This window comes from Corynebacterium sp. (genome assembly GCF_030538285.1).
Lineage (GTDB): Bacteria > Actinomycetota > Actinomycetes > Mycobacteriales > Mycobacteriaceae > Corynebacterium.
This window is the reverse complement of record NZ_JAUNUG010000019.1, coordinates 36587-54524: the sequence shown is the minus strand read 5'-3', so window position 1 is coordinate 54524 and position 17938 is coordinate 36587. Positions and strand designations below refer to the sequence as shown.

Genomic DNA, 17938 nt, shown 5'->3' with positions numbered 1-17938 from the left:
CCAACCGGACGCTAGAAGCAGAAGATCGCTCCCGCCGCGCGCTCCTCGTGGAAGGTCGGCACCACATCCACGGTGCCGCTGTTGCGCAGGGTGTGGGCGACGGCGGCGTCGAGATCCGCAGCCTTGGAGGAATCGCCCAGGGTGTTCTCGCGCAGGGCCAGCGTGGTCAGCACGAGCGTGTCCACGCGACCATGCACGGATTCCTGGCTGATCTTCGCGGCATCGTGGGTGCCCTTGCCGGTGCCGAGGTTCTCGCCGAAGCGCTCGAGCAGGTCATCGTGACGCTTGTCCGCCTCGGCGGAGGCCAGCGGCCAGGCCTTCTCATGCAGCTCGGCCTCGCTGAGCTGGTCGGGGTTGCCGGAGACGGTGTCGTCGAGAAGCTGCACGTTGGGCAGGTAATCCTTGACGCCGCCGCGGTGCTCGTCGACGGCCGCGAGGATGAGCGGGCGGTCATCGTTGGTGAAGCGGGTGTTGACGGCCTTGGCCACATCGCGCAGGAAGCTGTCGCGGACAACGTTCTCACCGGTGTCATGTCCGTGGGCCGGTGCGGAATCACCCGTCTGGTGCTGGAACTCGGGCTCGCGGGTGTAGTAGTCGGAGTCGTCGGTGGAGGCCGGGGCGTCACCGAGGGGCAGCTCGTCGAGGTGGTTGCGGTCACCCTCGAACAGGCGGACCTTGTCCTGGCTCACGGCGAGCAGCAGGAAGGGCATGTCGTCGGCGACCAGCGGCAGCAGCGGGCGCAGGTTGGCGTACTCACCGACGCTGACCTGGGCCTGGCCCTCGAGCGTGGTGCGGAAGTAGCGGGTGCCGGACGGGGAGGCGAAGACGGCCAGCGCGTCGGCCTGGCGCTGCCAGAACGGCTCGTCGTCGGCGAGTGCGGCGACCTCGGCGAGCAGGGCATCCGCGTCGGTGTCCGGGAAGGACTCGGCGAGCTGGGTGCGGGCGTCGTCGAGAAGCGGCTTGAGCTGGCGGTGGTCGTTGACGGTCTCGGGGCCCCCGCGGTGGGTGGGGATGAGCAGGGAGACGACGGGGCCGTCCAGCTCGGCGAGGGCGCGCAGATCTTCGTGGCGGACAGGGTCAGTGTTCGGATCGATCAGTGCGTTATTCATAGTTCCACGCTACTGAAATTCAGGTCACAGCGAGCTAACAATGTTGAGGATCGGGTACATAGTTGATCGCGGGGTACCTTAGACCCATGCTTTACGACGACACCCTCGCCCTCCTCCGCGAGATGATCCGCAATGCCTGCGTCAACGACTACACCCCCGGCTCCGGCCAGGAGGTGCGCAATGCCGACACCCTCGAGCGCTTCTTCGCCGACACCCCGGGCGTGGAAATCACCCGCTATGAGTCGGCTCCGGGGCGCGTGAGCATCGTTGTCACCTTGCAGGGCACGGATCCGGCCGCCGAACCGCTCACCTTCCTCGGCCACACCGACGTGGTGCCCGTCGACCGCGAGCGCTGGACGGTCGACCCCTTCGGCGCGGAGATCATCGACGGCCGCCTCTACGGCCGCGGTGCCATGGACATGCTGTTCATCACCGCCACCCAGGCCGCCGTGCTGCGCGACGCCGCCCGTACCGGTCGCCCCACCGGCACGCTGACCTTCGTGGGTGTGGCCGATGAGGAATCCCGCGGCACCCTCGGCGCGAAGTGGCTCTCCGAGGAGCACCCCGACGCGTTTTCCTGGCGCAACACCCTCTCGGAGACCGGCGGCTCGCACCTGCCGATCGCCGACGGCTCCGACGCCCTCGTCCTCGTCGTCGGCGAGAAGGGCGCTGCCCAGCGCCGCCTGCACGTCACCGGTGACGCCGGCCACGGCTCCAACCCTTATGGCCGCGAGTCGGCGATCGCGAAAATCGGCGAGGTCGCCCGTCGTATCTCGCTTATCGACGTCCCCGTCTCCCACGACCCCCTCTGGCAGGGCTTCGTCCGCGCCTTCCGCTTTGACCCGGAGATCGAACGCGCCCTGCTGGAGGGCACCGACGACACGGCCTTCGAGCACTTCGGTGACCTCAAGCGCTACGCCCACGCCCTGTCGCGCCTGACGTTTTCGCAGACGATCCTGCGCGCGGGCACCGCCATCAACGTCCTGCCCTCGTCCGCGACCCTCGACCTGGACATCCGCCCCCTGCCCGGCACCACGCAGGATGAGGTCGACGCCATCCTCGCCGATGCGCTGGGCGACATGTACCACGAGGTCCGCATCGAACGGCTCATTTCCGAACCGGCCACCGTCTCCCCCACCTCGGGACCGCTGTACGACGCCCTCGTCGCCACCTTCAACGAGTTCTTCCCCGGCGTCCCTGTCGTGCCAACCATCGCGGCCGGCGGCTCCGACCTGCGCTTCGGCCGCCGCCTCGGCGGCAACGGCTACGGCTTCGCCCTCCACGCCCGCGAGCGCACGCTCGGCGACGTCTTCCAGCTCCTCCACCACCACGACGAGTACATCGAACTCGAGGACCTCGACCTCACCGTGCGCGCCTACCGCTCCCTGGTGCGGCGGTTCTGCGGGGTGTAAGTGCCACCGATGCCTGGTCAATCCGGGTACACTGTCAGGCGTATTCCCCTCCGCATAAGGTCGCCCGCACACCGGATAAGGCCGCGGAGGGGTTTGTTCTTCCTACGACAGCTCCCGGCTCGAGAAGCAGCTATCGCATCTCATGCGGGAACGGTGAACCCGTGGGAAGATCGGGGCTCCGAAACAAGTACGGACATAAGGACAACGCCATGCGCCACTTCTTTCACCGCCGCACCACCCTCGCGGTGACCGCCCTCGCCTCCTCCGCCGCCCTGCTGGCTGCTTGCGCCGAACCCGCCGAGGACGACACCACCGCCGAGACCACCGCCGCGGAGAACACCACCGCCACCACCGCGGCCGCCGCCGGCGAGACCACCACCATCACCGTCTACACCTCCGAGCCGGAGGAGAAGGTCGACGAGATCAACGCCGCCTTCGAGGCCGCGAACCCGGACATCAAGGTCGAGGTCTACCGCGCTGGCACCGGCGATCTCAACGCGCGTATCGCCGCGGAGAAGGAGTCCGGCTCCATCGAGGCCGACATCTTGTGGGCCGCCGACTCCGCCACCTTCGAAACCTACAAGGAGGCCGGTGACCTCGCCGAATTGCAGGACGTCGACACCTCCGAGCTCATCGACGAGGCCCTCGACGCCGACAACCACTACGTTGGCACCCGCATCATCCCCACCGTCATCGCCTACAACACCGACATCATCGACGAAGCCGACGCCCCGCAGTCCTGGGCCGACCTCGTCGACCCGCGTTTCCAGGGCCAGCTGGTCATGCCTGACCCGGCCGTCTCCGGTGCCGCCGCGTTCAACGCCTCGGTGTGGAAGAACGACTCCCAGCTCGGCGAGGACTGGATCAACGCCCTCGGTGAAAACACCCCGATGATCGCCCAGTCCAACGGCCCCACCTCCCAGGAGATCGCGGGCGGCGGCCACCCGGTCGGCGTCGTCGTCGATTACCTGGTGCGCGACCTGGCCGAGGCCGGTTCCCCGATCGCCGCCGTCTACCCGACCGAGGGCGCGCCGTACATCACCGAGCCGGCCGGCGTCTTCGAGTCCTCCGACAACAAGGAGGCCGCCGAGCGCTACATCAACTTCCTGCTCTCCGAGGAGGGCCAGAAGATCGCCGTCGAGCAGGCCTACCTGCCGGTGCGTGAGGATGTGGGCACCCCGGCGGACACCCCGCCGCTGCACGAGATCGCCCTGATGACCCCGGACCTGCAGGTGGTCACAGAGGACAAGGACGCAGCCGTCGAGCTGTTCCAGAACGCCATGCAGTAGTCCATGCCCGCGCTAACCCTGATGCGCTTCGGGGTGTGGCTGATCGTCCTCGGACTGTTCGTCACACCCCTGGCGCTCGTCGTCGCCCTGGCCGCCGGTGGCAACCAGATTCCCGTGCTGCTGGACCAGGGCCTGGGCACCGCGGTGTGGAACTCCACGTACACGACGCTGCTCTCGGCGGTGGGCGCCACGGTCGTCGGCACCGCCATCGCGCTGCTGCTTGACCGCACCAACGCCCGCGGCACCACGGTGCTGCGCCTGTTCCTGCTCTCCCCGCTGCTCATCCCGCCGTTTATCGGGGCGATCGCGTGGTTGCAGCTCTTCGGCCCGAACCAGGGGCTTAACCGTTTCTTCGGCACGCAGGTGTGGAACATCTACGGCGCCGACGGCGTGACATTCCTGCTGGTGTTGCACTCCTACCCCATCGTCTACGTCATCGTCGCCGCGGGCCTGCGCTCCATTCCCTCGGATCTGGAGCAGGCCGCTCGGATCTCCGGTGCCGGTACCTCCACCGTGCTGCGCACCGTCACCCTGCCGCTGCTGCGCCCGGCCCTGCTCTCGGCGTTCACGCTGACAGCGGTGGCGAACCTGGCGGACTTCGGTATCCCCGCGCTGCTGGGATCCCCGGCGCGCTTCGAGACTCTGGCCACCATGATCTACCGCTTCATGGAGTCCGGCACCGTGGCCAACCCGCTGCAGACCGTCTCGACGATCGGTGTGGTCCTGCTCTTCCTCGGCATCGCCTCCGTCACCGCCGACTACCTGGTGTCCCAGTGGGCGGGCTCCAAGCTGCAGGACACCGGGCAGGCGTTGCGTTTCGATCTCGGGGGCGCCCGCTGGCCGGTGACCCTACTGGCCTGGGTCCTCGGCCTGGCCGTCACGCTCGGCCCCATTCTCGGTCTGGCCTACCGCGCGCTGCTGCCCGCCCCGGGCATCCCCTTCACCCTAGACACCATCACGCTGGACAATTTCCGCCGCTCCCTGGCCAATCCGCGCGTGGTGGAGGGCTTCTCCAACTCGGTGACACTCGCCCTGTCGGCGGCGCTGATCTGCGGTGTGCTCGGCTGGCTCATCGGCCTGCTGGTCACCCGTACCCGCTTTGTCGGCAACACCGCGCTGACATTGACGGTGCTGCTGCCGACGGCCCTGCCGGGGCTGATCATCGGTGTCGGCTGGCTCATCCTCGGCCGCTACACCGGCACATACAACACGATGTGGGTCATCCTCGGCGCCTACGTGTGTGCCTTCACCGCGCTGGTGCTCCAGGCGGTGCGTGCCCCGCTACAGGGCACGCCGCTGGCCGTCGAGGAGGCCGCCCGGATCTCCGGCGCCGGTCGCCTGTGGGCGTTGCTGAGCACCACCGGCGCCATGGCGATCCCGGCGGCGTTCTCGGGTGCGGTGCTCGTCGCCGTGACGGCCGTGCGCGAGCTCACCGTGTCCATCCTGCTCATCGCCCCGGGCACCACGACCCTCGGCGTGCAGGTGTTCAACCTGCAGCAGGCTGGCAATTACAATCAGGCCTCCGCGCTGTCCCTCATGTTCGCCGTGGTCGGCATCGTCGCCCTGGCGCTTACCGTGCGATCCCCGAAAGTCAGGAGCTGACGTGTCCGCCATCGACATCCATGACCTGCGCGTCACCTTCCCCGACGGCACCACGGGCCTGGCCGACATCGACCTCCACGTGCAGCCCGAGGAGTTCATCGCCCTCATCGGCGCCTCCGGTTCCGGCAAGACGACGCTGCTACGCACCATCGCCGGATTCATCGCGCCGAGCGCGGGGCATGTCGCCATCGATGGCCGCGACGTCACCGACGTGCCCCCGGAAAAACGCCGCATGGGCATGGTCTTCCAGCAGCACGCCGTGTGGCCGCACATGTCGGTGGCCGGGAATGTGGAGTACCCGCTGAAACGCGGGGGCGTCGATAAGCGGGAGCGGGGGCAACGCGTCGAGCGCGCCCTCGAGCTGGTCGGCATGGGCGGTTTCGCGCGTCGCAAACCGGAATCGCTGTCCGGCGGGCAGCGGCAGCGGGTGGCTCTCGCGCGCGCCATCGTCGCCGACCCCACCGTCCTGCTTCTCGACGAAGCCCTGTCCGCCCTCGACGAACCCCTCCGCGACAGCCTGCGCCGCGAACTCGTCTCGCTCACCCGCCGCGAGGGCCTGACCACGGTGCATGTCACGCATGACCGCGCCGAGGCACTGTCCATCGCCGACCGCATCGTCGTGCTCGGCGAGGGCCGGATCCAGCAGATCGCCACCCCGGCCGAGCTCGTCTCACGCCCGGCCACCGCCGAGGTCGCCGCGTTCATCGCGGACGCGACGCTTCTCGACGCCGCCTCCCTCGACGTCGAGCCCTCCGAGGTCATCGGCAGCGGTTCGGCCCTGACGTTGGCGGTACTGCCCCACATGGTGGAGGTGCTGCCCGCCGGTTGCGACGGCATCCCGGCGCAGGTGCGTTCCGTGCTTTATGACGCCGGCGACTGGTCCCTCACCCTCGACGCCCTGGACACCGTCTTCCGGGCGACGGTGCGCGGGGCGCGCCCGGACGTCGGGGACCCGGTGACGATGCGTGTCAGCGGGCCGCTGGGATACCGGTCCTAAGGTATATCTCGGCAGGTATTTCTCGACAGGTATAGGTCGAGTAGCCGGTGGCGCCCACGGCAATCCCACTCGACCTATACATCGGAAGATATAGCTGGCGAGATATACCTATCGCGGCTTCGCAAAGCAGTAGTCCCGGCGAGCACCGCCACCATGAGCACGATGACGAGCACCGCCATCGTCGGCATGCCCCACACGGAGACCACCGGGCCGGAGATGACGCCGCCGAGGGCGCCGGTGAGGTTCATGGTCAGGTCGGAACGACCCTGCAGGCCGGCCTTCTGCTCGGGGGGCGCGGCCGCGGCGACCACCGCCGAGGAGCCGACAAGCGTGGCGGACCACCCGATACCGAGGAGGAGCAGCGCGGCCACGACGATCGACTCGTTCCCGGACCACGGCACGAGCAGCGCCGCGGCGGTGAAGGTGCCCGCCAGGCCGAGCAGCATCGTCGGGAGCGCGCCCCACGAATCGGCGAGCCACCCGAACACGGGTGCCAGGCCGTACATGCCGCCGACGTGGAAGGAGATGGTCAGGCCGATGAGGGTCATTGAGGCGCCGTGGCCGTGCATGTGGACGGCGGTCATGGACATGATGGCGATCATCGCGAAGTGGCTGAACGCGTTGGTGATGATCGCGGAGGCCACCACCGGGTGCTCCCGCAGGTTCGTCCGCGGCTTCGGGCCAGTGACCACCACGGGGGCGGGCTCGGGGCGGAGCATGAGCTGCAGCACGAGGACCGCCGCCCACTGCGCCGCGATGCACACCAGGTAGGCGCCGGAGAAGCTCGCCAGGCCGAGGCTGGCGCCGAGGCGTTCCGTCGGCTCGAAGAGGTTGGGGCCGAGGATCGCGCCGATCGTCGTCGCCCACACCACCAGCGAGATGTCGCGCCCCTTGCGCTTCTGGTCGGCCACGTCGGCGGCCGCGAAACGGGCCTGCAGGTTCATGGCCACGGCCGCACCGAGGAAGAAGAAGCCCGCCAGCAGGAAGGGGTAGATACCGGTCTGCGCGGCGAACAGCGCCGAGAGCGCGCCGAGGGAGCCGAGGGCCAGGCCGGTGCTCAGCGAGGCCCGGCGTCCCCGCCGGTTGACGATCGCCGCCAGCGGCACCGCCCACAACGCCGCACCGATGGTGGTCACCGTCGACGCGGCCCCGCCCCAGGCCGGCCCGGCCATGTCCGCGGAGAGGATCGCCCCCATGGAGAAGGTCACGCCGTGTGCCAGCCCGGCCATGACCTGGGCAATCATGAGGGCGGTGAGGACGCGACGGCGGGATGCAACGTGAGCCATGCAGCCACCTTAAGCCAGTGTGTGTACAAGATGGCTACTCGTCAGCGCCACAGCATCGGCAGCGCCCTACCCTGGGGCCCATGGACGCCCTGCAGATCTTCACCGTCGGCCACTCCAACCGTTCCGCGGAGGAATTCACCGACTTGTTGCGGGCACACGAGATTGCGCAGGTCGCCGACGTCCGGACGGTGCCGAAGTCGAGCCACAACCCGCAGTTCTGGGGCGCTGCCCTCGAGGCCAGCCTCGCGGCGGCCGGGATCGACTACCGGTGGTTCCCCCAGCTCGGCGGGTTGCGGAAGACCAGGGCGGACTCCCCCAACGGCGCCTGGCGCAATGCCTCCTTCCGCGGCTACGCCGACTACATGCTCACGCCGGAATTCGCGGCCGGCCTGGCGGAGCTGCTCGACTACGCCGCGCAGGCCCCGACCGCGATCATGTGCGCCGAGGCGGTCCCGTGGCGCTGCCACCGCTCGCTCATCGGCGATGCGCTGCTACTCCAGGGCCACGAGGTCTACGACATCATGAGCCCGACGAAGGCCACGCCGGAGAAGCTCACGTCTTTCGCGGTGGTCACCGACGGGGTGCTGACGTACCCGCCCGATGACGGTGCAGAAACCCGCGCTTGAGTCACAAAGCGCAGAGAGGCGCCACATCGCCACGGCCGCCGGGCGTCGGCACCGTGAGGAAGGTGCACGAGTTCCAGCCGCGGGACTCGACGATCCCCCGGACCCGCGACCATTCTCCGGGGCTGAGATCCGGCGTCCGTGAGAGCACGAACCCGGACAGGCGGCGCGGGTCACCGACGACCGCGAGGGAGTAGTCCTCCTCCAGATGGGTCACCCGGTAGTTGGGCGGCCCGTCGACCTGCTGGAAGGGCACGCCGGGAAAGGTGACGCGGAGGGAGGCGTCGGACACCGCCGTGGCGGTGCCCTCGATGGTCGAGCGCGGGCCGAGGAGCGTGCCGCAGGAATTGCGGACTGAGATGGTCTGCGCATCCACGACCCCGTACTCCGCAGTCGTGTGGTGCGCGCACTGCAGCGTGTAGGGCTGCGGGAGGGCGGCGACCTGGTACCACGTGCCGGAGTAGCGCTCGAGGTCGACGGCCCGGTTGACCTCGGGGAGCTCGGCGCCCGGCAGGGAGGAGCCCTGCGGGATGATTTGGGAGGAGCCGCCCCCGAGACGGCCGCCATCGAAAAGGTCCTGCGCCCCGGCGACAGGGCTGAGCGAGGTGGCACCCAGGGCGAGGGCAAGGAGGATCCGGCGCATGTATCTACCTTTCTGAGGTGTGACTTCCGACACTACATGCGGTCGGACTGATTGATTCGTACATTGGAGTCATGAACTTCCGCGCCGTGCCCGCCCTCCTCGGCGCCGGGCTGCTCGCCGCCTGCACGGCCCCCGACATGACACCGGAACTCGTCACCTATCGGCACTACGTCGCCCTCGGGGACTCCTTCGCCGCGATGGGCAGCCGCAGCGCCCCGACCTCCGGCCCCCTCGAGTGCTTCCGCTCCGCGGACAACTACCCCTCCCTCCTGCTTATCGACGCCCCCGTCGCCGCCGGTCAGGACGTCACCTGCTCGAGCGCCGTCACCGCCGACATCCCCGGCCAGGCCGCCGCCCTCACCCCGGACACCGATCTGGTGACCCTGTCCATCGGCGGCAACGACATCCGCTTCGCCGAGATCGCCGGCTGCTTCCGCCGCGCCATGAGCGAAACGCTCGACTGCCCTGCGCTTCTCGACGCCCCCGTCAACGAACAGCTCGACTCCGTCCCCGCCCGCCTCGACGAGGTCTACGGCCTCATCGCGGAGGCCAGTCCCGACGCACGGGTCATCGCCACCGGCTACCTCCCGCTGGTCTCGGCGGGTGAATGTCCGGAGCTGGAGGCCGTCCCGGAGGAGCACCGCGCCTGGGCGGTGGCCCTCACCGAACAGATCAACGACGTGGTCCGCGCGGCCGCGGAACGCCACGGCGCCGAGTTCGTCCTGCCTGCGGACGCATCCGAGCACTCCGCCTGTGCCGAACCCGTGCAGCGCTGGGCCGACATCACCGGGGAGGAGACGGACGCCTATCCCATGCACCCGACACCCCTGGGGCAGCGCGCGATGGCGGAAGCGGTGCTCGATCAGCTGTAGAGGGCGAGTCTCCCTCCAGCGGCGATCATATGTTCGACCCCTCCACTAGTCTGTCCCTTATGCATGCGATCCGACCCACGCTCCGCGTCATCAAGAGGTTGCCCAGGGATTCGTTCGCTGACCCAACCACATACGACGCGGTGCGCCGACTGGCTTCCGCCCCCAATGACCTTCGCCGACAGATCCTCGCGTCACTGAACTTGGATGAATTGGATCATCCCTTGCTCAAGGATGCGCGATCCTTCTTGGACAGTAGTGCGCTTCCGGATCTGCACCGGAGCAGCTCACGGAAATGTGGAGTGCCTGTCTACGAGGTGCGCTCTCACCAGGGGGCAGCCTGGCGTGGTGCAGTCATCGTCGACGCAGAAGGCGACTGGTGGCTGGTCCATGCAGACACCCATGACCGCTTTCACGCGAGCACTGCTGACGTGTTGTCATCAAGCAGTAGCAGTGCCTTTCCTTCCCGAATCGATCAACAGCTTCGAGACCGGGACAGGGCTGCCCGTCTGACATCGGCCGAGGATATCGAACTGCTGCAAAGTTTCTGCCGGGCCATGGAACGGGCGGTGAATGCTCCAGGCAGTGACAGTCTTGTCCCCCTCCCGAAGAACATGCCGGCGAAAGTCCTCGTCAGAATCGATTTTTCTGAGGTATCAAATTCTGTAGACACGATGCATGAGTCGACGGCTGAGGTGACTGTGAGCATGACCATCGACGCAGACAACGACAACCTCCGGTCAAGATTCCTGGGACTTTACGTCCCCTTCCTCCAACCGAATGCTGAGTTGAGAGAACAGGTTTACGGCCCCGATTATCGAAGGATCCTTCTCAACCTTCTGGTGACACATGCCCAACTCGCGCAGTTCCTCACGATCGCAACTGACGGACACGTGGCACGCCGACAGCCCGCTGCTCCCGCAGTCCTCCACTGGGCAGGTATCAATGAGCTGACTGCCGGATATGTTCTCGGAAAAGCAGTCAAGGCACTGTGTGGTGTCTGGTTCGTCCCGACCCGCGACGGAGATTCGGCACCCGACCTGCCCATCTGCGAGGAATGTGAAAGCATCCAACCCGTGGCGCAGAAACTGCAGAGCCTAATCAAGCGGATCGAAGCGTCCGGTAGTCCCACCGACTAGAGTTCAGCGAGCTCCTCCAGATCCTCGTCACGGAGGTCGAGTTCGCGCGTTTCATATGAATGCGAAATCGCTTCCGCCACGTCCTGGGCCGCGCGCTCCCGGCGTTCGATGAAATCCGCGACAGCGCTGGCCGAGATGCGATAGTGCGTCCCGACCTTACCTGCCTCAAGAAGGCCTGTTCGGACGTACTTTTCCATGAGGTGGGGCCGACTGATTCCGAGTAGTTTCGCCGCCTCGTTCGGACTGAGATCCTTCTCGCCGACAATTGCAGTGAACTCCCGTCCGCCCTCCAGTGCCGAAGCAAGCTGCCCGACCAATTCAGCCACGGGAGAATGCACAGGCAGCCTGCGGCACAGATCCTTGAGCAGGGAGAGGTGCTCCCACAGCTCACTTTCCGTGAGGTCCTCCTGATCGATGCGCATGACGTCGGCCACAGCGGCCCTCCCAACTGAAGTACCTGGAATTATCTGCAACAACTGTAACAAGTGTACGCCGCCCTGTCATCCCGCCCGGGGGTCAGATCAGGAAGTAGAGCGAAGCGTGCGCGGCGCACCCCGCATTGAAGGGGTGCCGGCACTGCGGGCAGGCCGTCGCCGCCGAGTACGCCGCATAATCCATCCCGTGGGCGCACACCCCGCACATGACCGAGCCCGACTCGACCAACGGCATCCGACCGAAGGGGTGATCCGCCAGCTCCGCGTGACAGGCGTGGCACGCCCAGTAATCCCCGCAGGTCGCGCAGCGGTTGGCCACCACGTCGCGGTCGCTGCGGTAGTGGGCGCAGCGACCCTGCGCATCGACGCCGACTCCCCGGATACTCATGCCCCCACGGTACGGGCCCGTCTCGCAGCGGGAACAAACCCTCCCCGAAGTTGTTGACATGTACATGACCACTTCCAATGTTCCCTTCCGCCTCACCCACCCCTGGCAGGGCACCGATCCCTTCCTCTTCGCCGTCTTCCACCAGGACGCCTTCCCGGCCGGCGATGCCGACATGGGCCCCGGCTCCGCCCGGCCCGAGGGCTGGAGCATGTACCACGGCCGGAAGATCCCCGGCTTCCCCGCTCACCCGCACCGCGGCTTCGAGACCATCACCCTGGTCACCTCCGGACACGTCGACCACACCGACTCCGTCGGCGCCGCGGCCCGCTACGGCCAGGGTGACGCCCAGTGGCTGACCACCGGCGGAGGCGTCACCCACTCGGAGATGTTCCCGCTGATCAACGAGGATTCCCCCAACCCCCTCGAGCTCTTCCAGATCTGGCTCAACCTGCCGCCGGAATCCAAGACCGTCCCCGCGGAATTCACCATGCAGTGGGGTGAGGATATCCCGGTCCACCAGGCCGAAGGCGGATCGGTGCGCATCATCGCGGGCGCGCTCGGCGATGCCACGCCCCTCAACCCGCCGGTGAATTCCTGGGCCGCCGACCCGGCCCATGATGTCGCCGTCTGGCTCATCGAGGTCGAGGCCGGGCAGTCCCTCACCCTCCCGGCCTCCAAGAATGACGAGACCCGCCGCACCCTCTACGTCTTCTCCGGAGACGCCGAGGTCGAGGGGTCGACGGTGGCCGCAGGCTGGGGCTACCAGCAGGTCGGGCAGGAGAGCACCGAGATCACCGCAGGTCAGGAGACGGTGCGCGCGCTGGTCCTCCAGGGTGTGCCCATCGGGGCGCCGGTGCATCAGCACGGCCCCTTCGTGGCCAACTCGCATGCGGAGCTGCAGCAGGCGTTCATCGACTATCAGGAGACCCGCTTCGGCGGCTGGCCGTGGCCCACCACCGAGGAGGTCTTCCCCCGCGATGCCGGTCGCTTCGCCCGCTTCCCCGACGGGAGCGAGCAGCGCCCGTAATGTCCGGACCTTCTTCTACCTGCGGCGTCGGGGCGGGGCCGCCCCGCTGCTCTCGAAGAGGCTGACCATCTGGACCACCGACAGATCCGAGGGCAGCGCAGTGGGGCGCACCCCGGATCGTTCCGCCCACGCCTGCGCCGCCTGCCGGGAGGGGAGGATCCTGGCCCGGGTGATGATCTCCCCGATGCCGCGACCGCGCCCCGTGTAGAGGGTATGCACCAGCGCCTGGAACGCCTTGCGGTTCTTCGTCGGCACCAGCGGAGTCGTGCGGCGCCGGATGTGCAGGACACCGCCGTCGACCCCGGGCCGGGGAGTGAACGCTGCCCGGGGGACGCGTTCGCCGAGCTCGAACGTGAACCATGGTGCCCATTGGGCTGTCATCATGGTGGATGCACCGACCCCGGCGCGCCGCCGGGCGACCTCCCATTGCATGAGAAGGACGGCATCGGTCCAGGCAGGCGCATGCAGCAGACGTCGGAGGATGGCCGTGGTGAGGTGGAACGGGATGTTTCCGACGATGACGTGCGGATGCGAGGGCAGTCGGTAACGCAGGAAATCATCGTTGATGACGGTGACCGCGGGGCCAAGTGCCAGCCGCAACGCCTCCGTGAGCCGGGGATCGATCTCCACGGCGGTGAGGGACCGACCGATACCGGCCAGCGGGCGGCTCAGAGCGCCTTCGCCGGGGCCGATCTCAATGAGAGGGCCTGTGGTGGATGCGACGCGCTCCATGAGCGAGGCGATAACGCGGGAATCAGTGAGGAAGTTCTGGCCGTGCTCGTGACGGCCGTGGGAGTATGCAGACAAGGGGTGCTCCGAGAATGAGGTGTTCTGGAGCCGGGCACGACAAAGGGACCGCCCGGCTCATGGACCGGAGCGGCGACCATTACTGGAGGGTCAGCCGCTGTCAGCGGTTGCGGCGCAACCGCATGAAGGCGGTTCCCAAGATCAACATGTCAACGACATTACCACCTACTGTGGCCGCATGGACTTCCACTTCTACGAGCCGGCCGCCGGCCACGGTCTGCCGCATTCGCCCTTCAACGCCATCATCGCGCCGCGCCCGATCGGCTGGATTTCTTCGCGCGCCGCTGACGGCACCCTCAATCTGGCGCCCTACAGCTTCTTCAACGCTTTCTCGTACACGCCGCCGCTCATCGGATTCGCCAGCATCGGGGAGAAGGACTCCGTGACCAACATCCGCGAAACCGGAGAGTTCTGCTGGAACCTCGCCACACGCGACCTGGCGGAGGCGATGAACGAGTCGGCGCGGATCACCGGCCCGGAGGTGGATGAGTTCGCGCTCGCCGGGCTCACCCCCGCCCCCTCCCGGCTTATCGACGTCCCCCACGTCGGCGAGGCCCGCGTCGTCTTCGAGTGCCGCGCCACGCAGATCGTGCATCTGGAGGATGCCGCCGGTGCGCCGACCGAGACGAGAATGGTGTTCGGGGAGGTCGTAGGCGTGCACATCGACAAGACACTGCTCGTCGACGGCATCTACCAAACCACCTTGGCTGACCCCATCAGCCGGGGTGGCGGCCCCGCGACCTACTTCACCATCTCCGAAGAGGCCCGCTTCGAGATGCCCCGCCCGGAGGCCAATCAGTCCAGGCTGTAGCGCGCCCCGAACTCATCCGGCTGGTCGAGTGCGCGCAGCGCCTGCCCGATGCTGACCTCCCGCCCGTCGGTGTAGCCGGCGACGCGGGCGGTCTCGCGATGGCCGTCGGTGTCGACGATGGCCACACAGTAGGGCGCACCTTCGACGCCCTGGGGTGGGGTGCGCACGATCGTGTAGGTGAAGATGGTGGAACTCATGATTCTCCCTCGAAGATGTTGATGACGCAGGTGCCGGCGGTGCCGCCCAGGTTGTGGGTGAGCCCGATGTTGGCGGTGGACACCTGGCGCTCGCCGGCGTCGCCACGCAGCTGGGTGATGACCTCGATGGCCTGGCTGATGCCCGTCGCCCCGACCGGGTGGCCCTTGGCCTTGAGGCCGCCGGAGGTGTTGATCGGCATGTCGCCGCCGCGGGCCGTCCGCCCCTCGGCCACCGCGTCGCCGCCGCGGCCGGGCTCGAAGAACCCGAGGTCCTCGGTGTTGATGATCTGGGTGATGGTGAAGCAGTCGTGGACCTCGGCGAGGTCGATGTCACCCGGGCCCACCCCGGCCTGCTCGTAGGCGGTGGCCGCGGCCTGCCGGGTGGCGGCGAAGCTGGTCTGGGATTTTCGGCCGTGCAGCGTCAGGGTGTCGCCGCCGTGGCCGGAACCGGTGATGCGCACCCGGCGCGCCGTCGAGGCCGTGTCCACACCCTCGGCGGTGAGCACGAGGAAGGCGGCGCCATCGGTGACCAGGGAGCAGTCGTAGAGGCCGAAGGGGTCGGCGATGCGGGGGGCGGAGAGCACCTTGTCCACGTCGATCGCCTTCTGCAGCTGGGCGTGGGGGTTGAGCAGGGCGTTGTCGTGGGCGTTGACGGCCACCTGGGCCATTTCGCGGCGGACGTCGCGGTGCTCATGGAAGTAGCGGTGGGCCACCATGGCGAAGATGCCGGGGAAGGTGAGCCCGGACTGGGCCTCGAGTTCGACGTCCATGGCGGAGGTCAGCGCCTCGGTGACCACGGCGGTGGTCTGGTGGGTCATCTTCTCCACGCCGCCGACCAGCACGACGTCGTGGATGCCGTGCCGGATGGCCTGTACCGCCTGGTAGAGGGCGAGCCCGCCGGAGGCACACGCGCCTTCAACGCGCAGCGCCGGAACATGGGGGATGCCCAGGGTCTCGGCGAGCAGCGGGCCCATATGGGCCTGCCCGGTGAGCGGCTGGCCGGCGAAGTTGCCCACGTAGGCGGCACCGATGCGGGCGGGGTCGACGCCGGCGTCGATAAGCGCGGCGCTACCGGCCTCCTCGATCATGGCGTGCAGGCCGCGGTCGGGATAGCGGCCCATCGGGGTTTCCCCGATGCCTGCGACGATGACGTTCCTCATGCCTGTGCTCCTTCCGCGAGCTCGACCGTGAAGTCGGTTCCGGTACGTTCGCGCACCTCGTCCTCGGTGTGTCCCGGCGCGATCTCGCGCAGGATGAGCTGCCTATCCACGACGTCGAAGACCGCCAGGTCCGTGATGATCCGGTTGACCACCCCCACGCCGGTCAGCGGCAGCGAGCACTCCTCGACGATCTTGGGGGAGCCGTCCTTGGCGTTGTGGTCGGTGAGCACGACAACGCGGCGTGCCCCGGCGACGAGGTCCATGGCCCCGCCCATGCCTTTGACGAGCTTGCCGGGGATCTTCCAGTTGGCCAGGTCTCCGCTGCCGGAGACCTCCATGGCACCAAGGAAGGCGGCCTTCATCTTGCCGGCGCGGATCATGCCGAAGGAGGTGGCGGAGTCGAAGATGACCGCCCCGGGCTGCAGGGTGATGGTCTGCTTGCCGGCGTTGATGAGGTCGGGGTCCTCCTCACCCGGGTAGGGGTTGGGGCCCATGCCGAGGATGCCGTTCTCGCTCTGCACGACGACGTCGACGCCGGCGGGCAGGTTGTTGGCGATGAGGGTGGGGATGCCGATGCCGAGGTTGACGTAGTCGCCGTCCTCGAGTTCGCGGGCGGCAATGGCCGCCATTTCGTCTCGTGTCCAGGTCATGGTTTAGTCCTCCTGATCGCTGGGTCGGGGGCGGGTGGTGAGTTGCTCAATCTGGGTCGGGATGGTGGCGTCCCCCAGGTGGTGGATGTAGACGCCGGGAGTGTGGATGTCGTCGGGGCCCAGCTCTCCGCGGGCGAGAACGTGCTCGGCCTCGGCGAAGGTGAGGCGTCCGCACTGGGCGACGACGGGGTTGAAGTTGCGGGCGGCCAGGCGGTAGCGGAGGTTGCCGTCGACGTCGGCGGTGTGCGCCCGGACGAGGGAAATATCGGCGATGATCGCGCGTTCCTGCAGGTAGGTCTCGCCGTCGAACTCGGCGGTGGGTTTTCCTTCGGCCACTTCGGTGCCCACGCCGGTGCGGGTGTAGAAGGCGGCGATACCGGCGCCGCCGGCGTGCATCCGCTCGGCGAGGGTGCCTTGGGGTACGAGTTCAACCTCGACGGCCCCGCTGAGGTACTGCTCCATGAAGAGTTTGTTCTCCCCGATGTAGCTGGCGAGGACGCGGGCGATCTGGCCCTTCTCCAGGAGGCGGCCGAGGCCGACGCCGTCGATACCGAGGTTGTTCGACACAACGGTGAGGTCGCGCACGCCGGAGTCCCGGACGATGTCGATGAGGGTGGAGGGGATGCCGCAGATTCCGAATCCACCGACAGCGAGGGTCATGCCGTCATGCAGCTGCGGGATCAGGGCGTCCCGGATGGTGTCTGTGTACTTGCTCATGTGTGGTTCCTTCCTGCTTAGCTGGCGGTCCAGCCACCGTCGATGGTGTAGGCGGCGCCGGTGACCATGCCCGCGTGTTCGGAGGCGAGCCACGTGGCCAGGGAGGCGACCTCCTCCGGTTCGACGAGCCGCTTGACGGCGGATTCGGTGAGCATGATCTTTTCGACGACCTCGTCCGCCCCGATTCCGTGGATCTTGGCCTGGTCATCGATTTGCTTTTCGACGAGCGGGGTACGCACATAGGCCGGGTTGATGCAGTTGGATGTCACCCCATGCTCGGCGCCCTCCAGGGCGGTGACCTTGGAGAAGCCTTCGAGGGCGTGCTTGGCGGTGACGTAGGCGGACTTGAAGGCGCTGGCACGCATGCCGTGGATGGAGGAGATGTTGATGATGCGCCCGAAGCCACGCTCGTACATGCCTGGCAGGGCAGCGCGGACGAGGAGGAACGGGGCCTCCACCATGAGGCGGTTGATCAGGCGCCAGTCGCCCGGGTCGAACTCGTGGATCGGGGAGATGCGCTGGATACCGGCGTTGTTGACCAAGATGTCGGTCTCGAGGCTCAGGTCCTCGAGGGCGACGGTGTCGGAGAGGTCGACGCTCCAGTGCTCGCCGCCGATTTCCTCGGCCAGGGCGCGGGCATCATCGTCGTTGATGTCGCACACGGTGACGTGGGCACCAGCCGCGGCGAAGGCGCGGGCGCAGGCAGCGCCGATACCGGAGGCACCTCCGGTGATGAGGGCACGTCGAGAAGCAAGGGAATGCATGATGTTCCTTTCAG

The 17938-nt window shown here is 67.7% G+C and carries 20 protein-coding genes; 9 read left to right on the top strand and 11 right to left on the bottom strand.

Annotated features, from left to right (window positions below):
• Positions 1-11 precede the first annotated feature (11 nt).
• Entirely contained in the window at positions 12-1109 is a 1098-nt protein-coding gene (locus Q4G50_RS08105; protein ID WP_303377147.1) for a hypothetical protein, read from the bottom strand.
• Between the two features lie 86 nt (positions 1110-1195).
• Between Q4G50_RS08105 and Q4G50_RS08100 the strand changes: the two genes are divergently transcribed.
• The 4 genes from Q4G50_RS08100 to Q4G50_RS08085 all read left to right on the top strand — a co-directional run bounded on the left by Q4G50_RS08100 (position 1196) and on the right by Q4G50_RS08085 (position 6409).
• Entirely contained in the window at positions 1196-2521 is a 1326-nt protein-coding gene (locus tag Q4G50_RS08100) for a M20/M25/M40 family metallo-hydrolase (protein WP_303377146.1), read from the top strand.
• Between the two features lie 209 nt (positions 2522-2730).
• On the top strand, positions 2731-3810 hold the full coding sequence (locus Q4G50_RS08095; RefSeq protein ID WP_303377145.1) for an ABC transporter substrate-binding protein: 1080 nt from the start codon (positions 2731-2733) through the stop codon (positions 3808-3810).
• A gap of 3 nt (positions 3811-3813) precedes the next feature.
• Positions 3814-5412: an iron ABC transporter permease gene (locus Q4G50_RS08090; RefSeq protein WP_303377144.1), complete on the top strand. Its 1599-nt coding sequence runs from the start codon at positions 3814-3816 to the stop codon at positions 5410-5412.
• 1 nt (position 5413) lies between these two features.
• Positions 5414-6409: an ABC transporter ATP-binding protein gene (locus tag Q4G50_RS08085; protein ID WP_303377143.1), complete on the top strand. Its 996-nt coding sequence runs from the start codon at positions 5414-5416 to the stop codon at positions 6407-6409.
• A gap of 74 nt (positions 6410-6483) precedes the next feature.
• Here Q4G50_RS08085 and Q4G50_RS08080 read toward each other — a convergent pair whose 3' ends face one another.
• Positions 6484-7695 (bottom strand): MFS transporter, encoded by a 1212-nt coding sequence (locus Q4G50_RS08080; RefSeq protein ID WP_303377142.1) that lies wholly within the window; start codon positions 7693-7695, stop codon positions 6484-6486.
• Between the two features lie 80 nt (positions 7696-7775).
• Between Q4G50_RS08080 and Q4G50_RS08075 the strand changes: the two genes are divergently transcribed.
• On the top strand, positions 7776-8321 hold the full coding sequence (locus tag Q4G50_RS08075; protein ID WP_303377141.1) for a DUF488 family protein: 546 nt from the start codon (positions 7776-7778) through the stop codon (positions 8319-8321).
• Position 8322: 1 nt separating this feature from the next.
• On the opposite strand, the gene Q4G50_RS08070 is transcribed toward Q4G50_RS08075, so the two are convergent.
• Positions 8323-8961 carry a lipocalin family protein gene (locus Q4G50_RS08070; RefSeq protein ID WP_303377140.1) on the bottom strand — a complete coding sequence of 213 codons (639 nt, stop codon included), beginning with the start codon at positions 8959-8961 and terminating at the stop codon, positions 8323-8325.
• Positions 8962-9032: 71 nt separating this feature from the next.
• On the opposite strand from Q4G50_RS08070, the gene Q4G50_RS08065 reads away from it, so the two are divergent.
• Positions 9033-9833 (top strand): SGNH/GDSL hydrolase family protein, encoded by an 801-nt coding sequence (locus Q4G50_RS08065; protein WP_303377139.1) that lies wholly within the window; start codon positions 9033-9035, stop codon positions 9831-9833.
• Between the two features lie 299 nt (positions 9834-10132).
• Positions 10133-10969, top strand: a complete 837-nt coding sequence (locus tag Q4G50_RS08060) for a DUF3039 domain-containing protein (protein WP_303377138.1) — start codon at positions 10133-10135, stop codon at positions 10967-10969.
• Here the strand turns inward: Q4G50_RS08060 and Q4G50_RS08055 are convergent.
• Positions 10966-11403, bottom strand: a complete 438-nt coding sequence (locus Q4G50_RS08055) for a helix-turn-helix domain-containing protein (protein ID WP_303377137.1) — start codon at positions 11401-11403, stop codon at positions 10966-10968. The genes Q4G50_RS08060 and Q4G50_RS08055 overlap by 4 nt on opposite strands.
• Before the next feature lie 82 nt (positions 11404-11485).
• Positions 11486-11791 carry a CHY zinc finger protein gene (locus Q4G50_RS08050; protein WP_303377136.1) on the bottom strand — a complete coding sequence of 102 codons (306 nt, stop codon included), beginning with the start codon at positions 11789-11791 and terminating at the stop codon, positions 11486-11488.
• Positions 11792-11849: 58 nt separating this feature from the next.
• On the opposite strand from Q4G50_RS08050, the gene Q4G50_RS08045 reads away from it, so the two are divergent.
• Positions 11850-12818, top strand: coding sequence for a pirin family protein (locus Q4G50_RS08045; protein WP_303377135.1), 969 nt, complete (start codon positions 11850-11852; stop codon positions 12816-12818).
• 15 nt (positions 12819-12833) lie between these two features.
• On the opposite strand, the gene erm is transcribed toward Q4G50_RS08045, so the two are convergent.
• Positions 12834-13625: a 23S ribosomal RNA methyltransferase Erm gene (gene erm / locus Q4G50_RS08040; RefSeq protein WP_303377134.1), complete on the bottom strand. Its 792-nt coding sequence runs from the start codon at positions 13623-13625 to the stop codon at positions 12834-12836.
• Between the two features lie 178 nt (positions 13626-13803).
• On the opposite strand from erm, the gene Q4G50_RS08035 reads away from it, so the two are divergent.
• A complete protein-coding gene (locus Q4G50_RS08035; protein WP_303377133.1) occupies positions 13804-14436 on the top strand; it encodes a flavin reductase family protein in 633 nt (210 codons plus the stop codon).
• On the opposite strand, the gene Q4G50_RS08030 is transcribed toward Q4G50_RS08035, so the two are convergent.
• The 5 genes from Q4G50_RS08030 to Q4G50_RS08010 are packed head-to-tail and all read right to left on the bottom strand — an operon-like array spanning position 14421 to position 17924.
• Positions 14421-14633, bottom strand: a complete 213-nt coding sequence (locus tag Q4G50_RS08030) for an OB-fold domain-containing protein (protein ID WP_303377132.1) — start codon at positions 14631-14633, stop codon at positions 14421-14423. The two genes, Q4G50_RS08035 and Q4G50_RS08030, sit on opposite strands and share 16 nt — an antisense overlap.
• A complete protein-coding gene (locus tag Q4G50_RS08025; RefSeq protein WP_303377131.1) occupies positions 14630-15793 on the bottom strand; it encodes a thiolase domain-containing protein in 1164 nt (387 codons plus the stop codon). The genes Q4G50_RS08030 and Q4G50_RS08025 overlap by 4 nt, the downstream gene beginning before the upstream one ends.
• Positions 15790-16443: a CoA transferase subunit B gene (locus Q4G50_RS08020; protein WP_303377130.1), complete on the bottom strand. Its 654-nt coding sequence runs from the start codon at positions 16441-16443 to the stop codon at positions 15790-15792. Before Q4G50_RS08020 ends, Q4G50_RS08025 begins: the two co-directional genes overlap by 4 nt.
• Positions 16444-16446: 3 nt before the next feature.
• Entirely contained in the window at positions 16447-17160 is a 714-nt protein-coding gene (locus tag Q4G50_RS08015) for a CoA transferase subunit A (RefSeq protein WP_303377129.1), read from the bottom strand.
• Between the two features lie 17 nt (positions 17161-17177).
• Positions 17178-17924, bottom strand: coding sequence for a 3-hydroxybutyrate dehydrogenase (locus Q4G50_RS08010; RefSeq protein ID WP_303377128.1), 747 nt, complete (start codon positions 17922-17924; stop codon positions 17178-17180).
• Positions 17925-17938 lie beyond the last annotated feature (14 nt).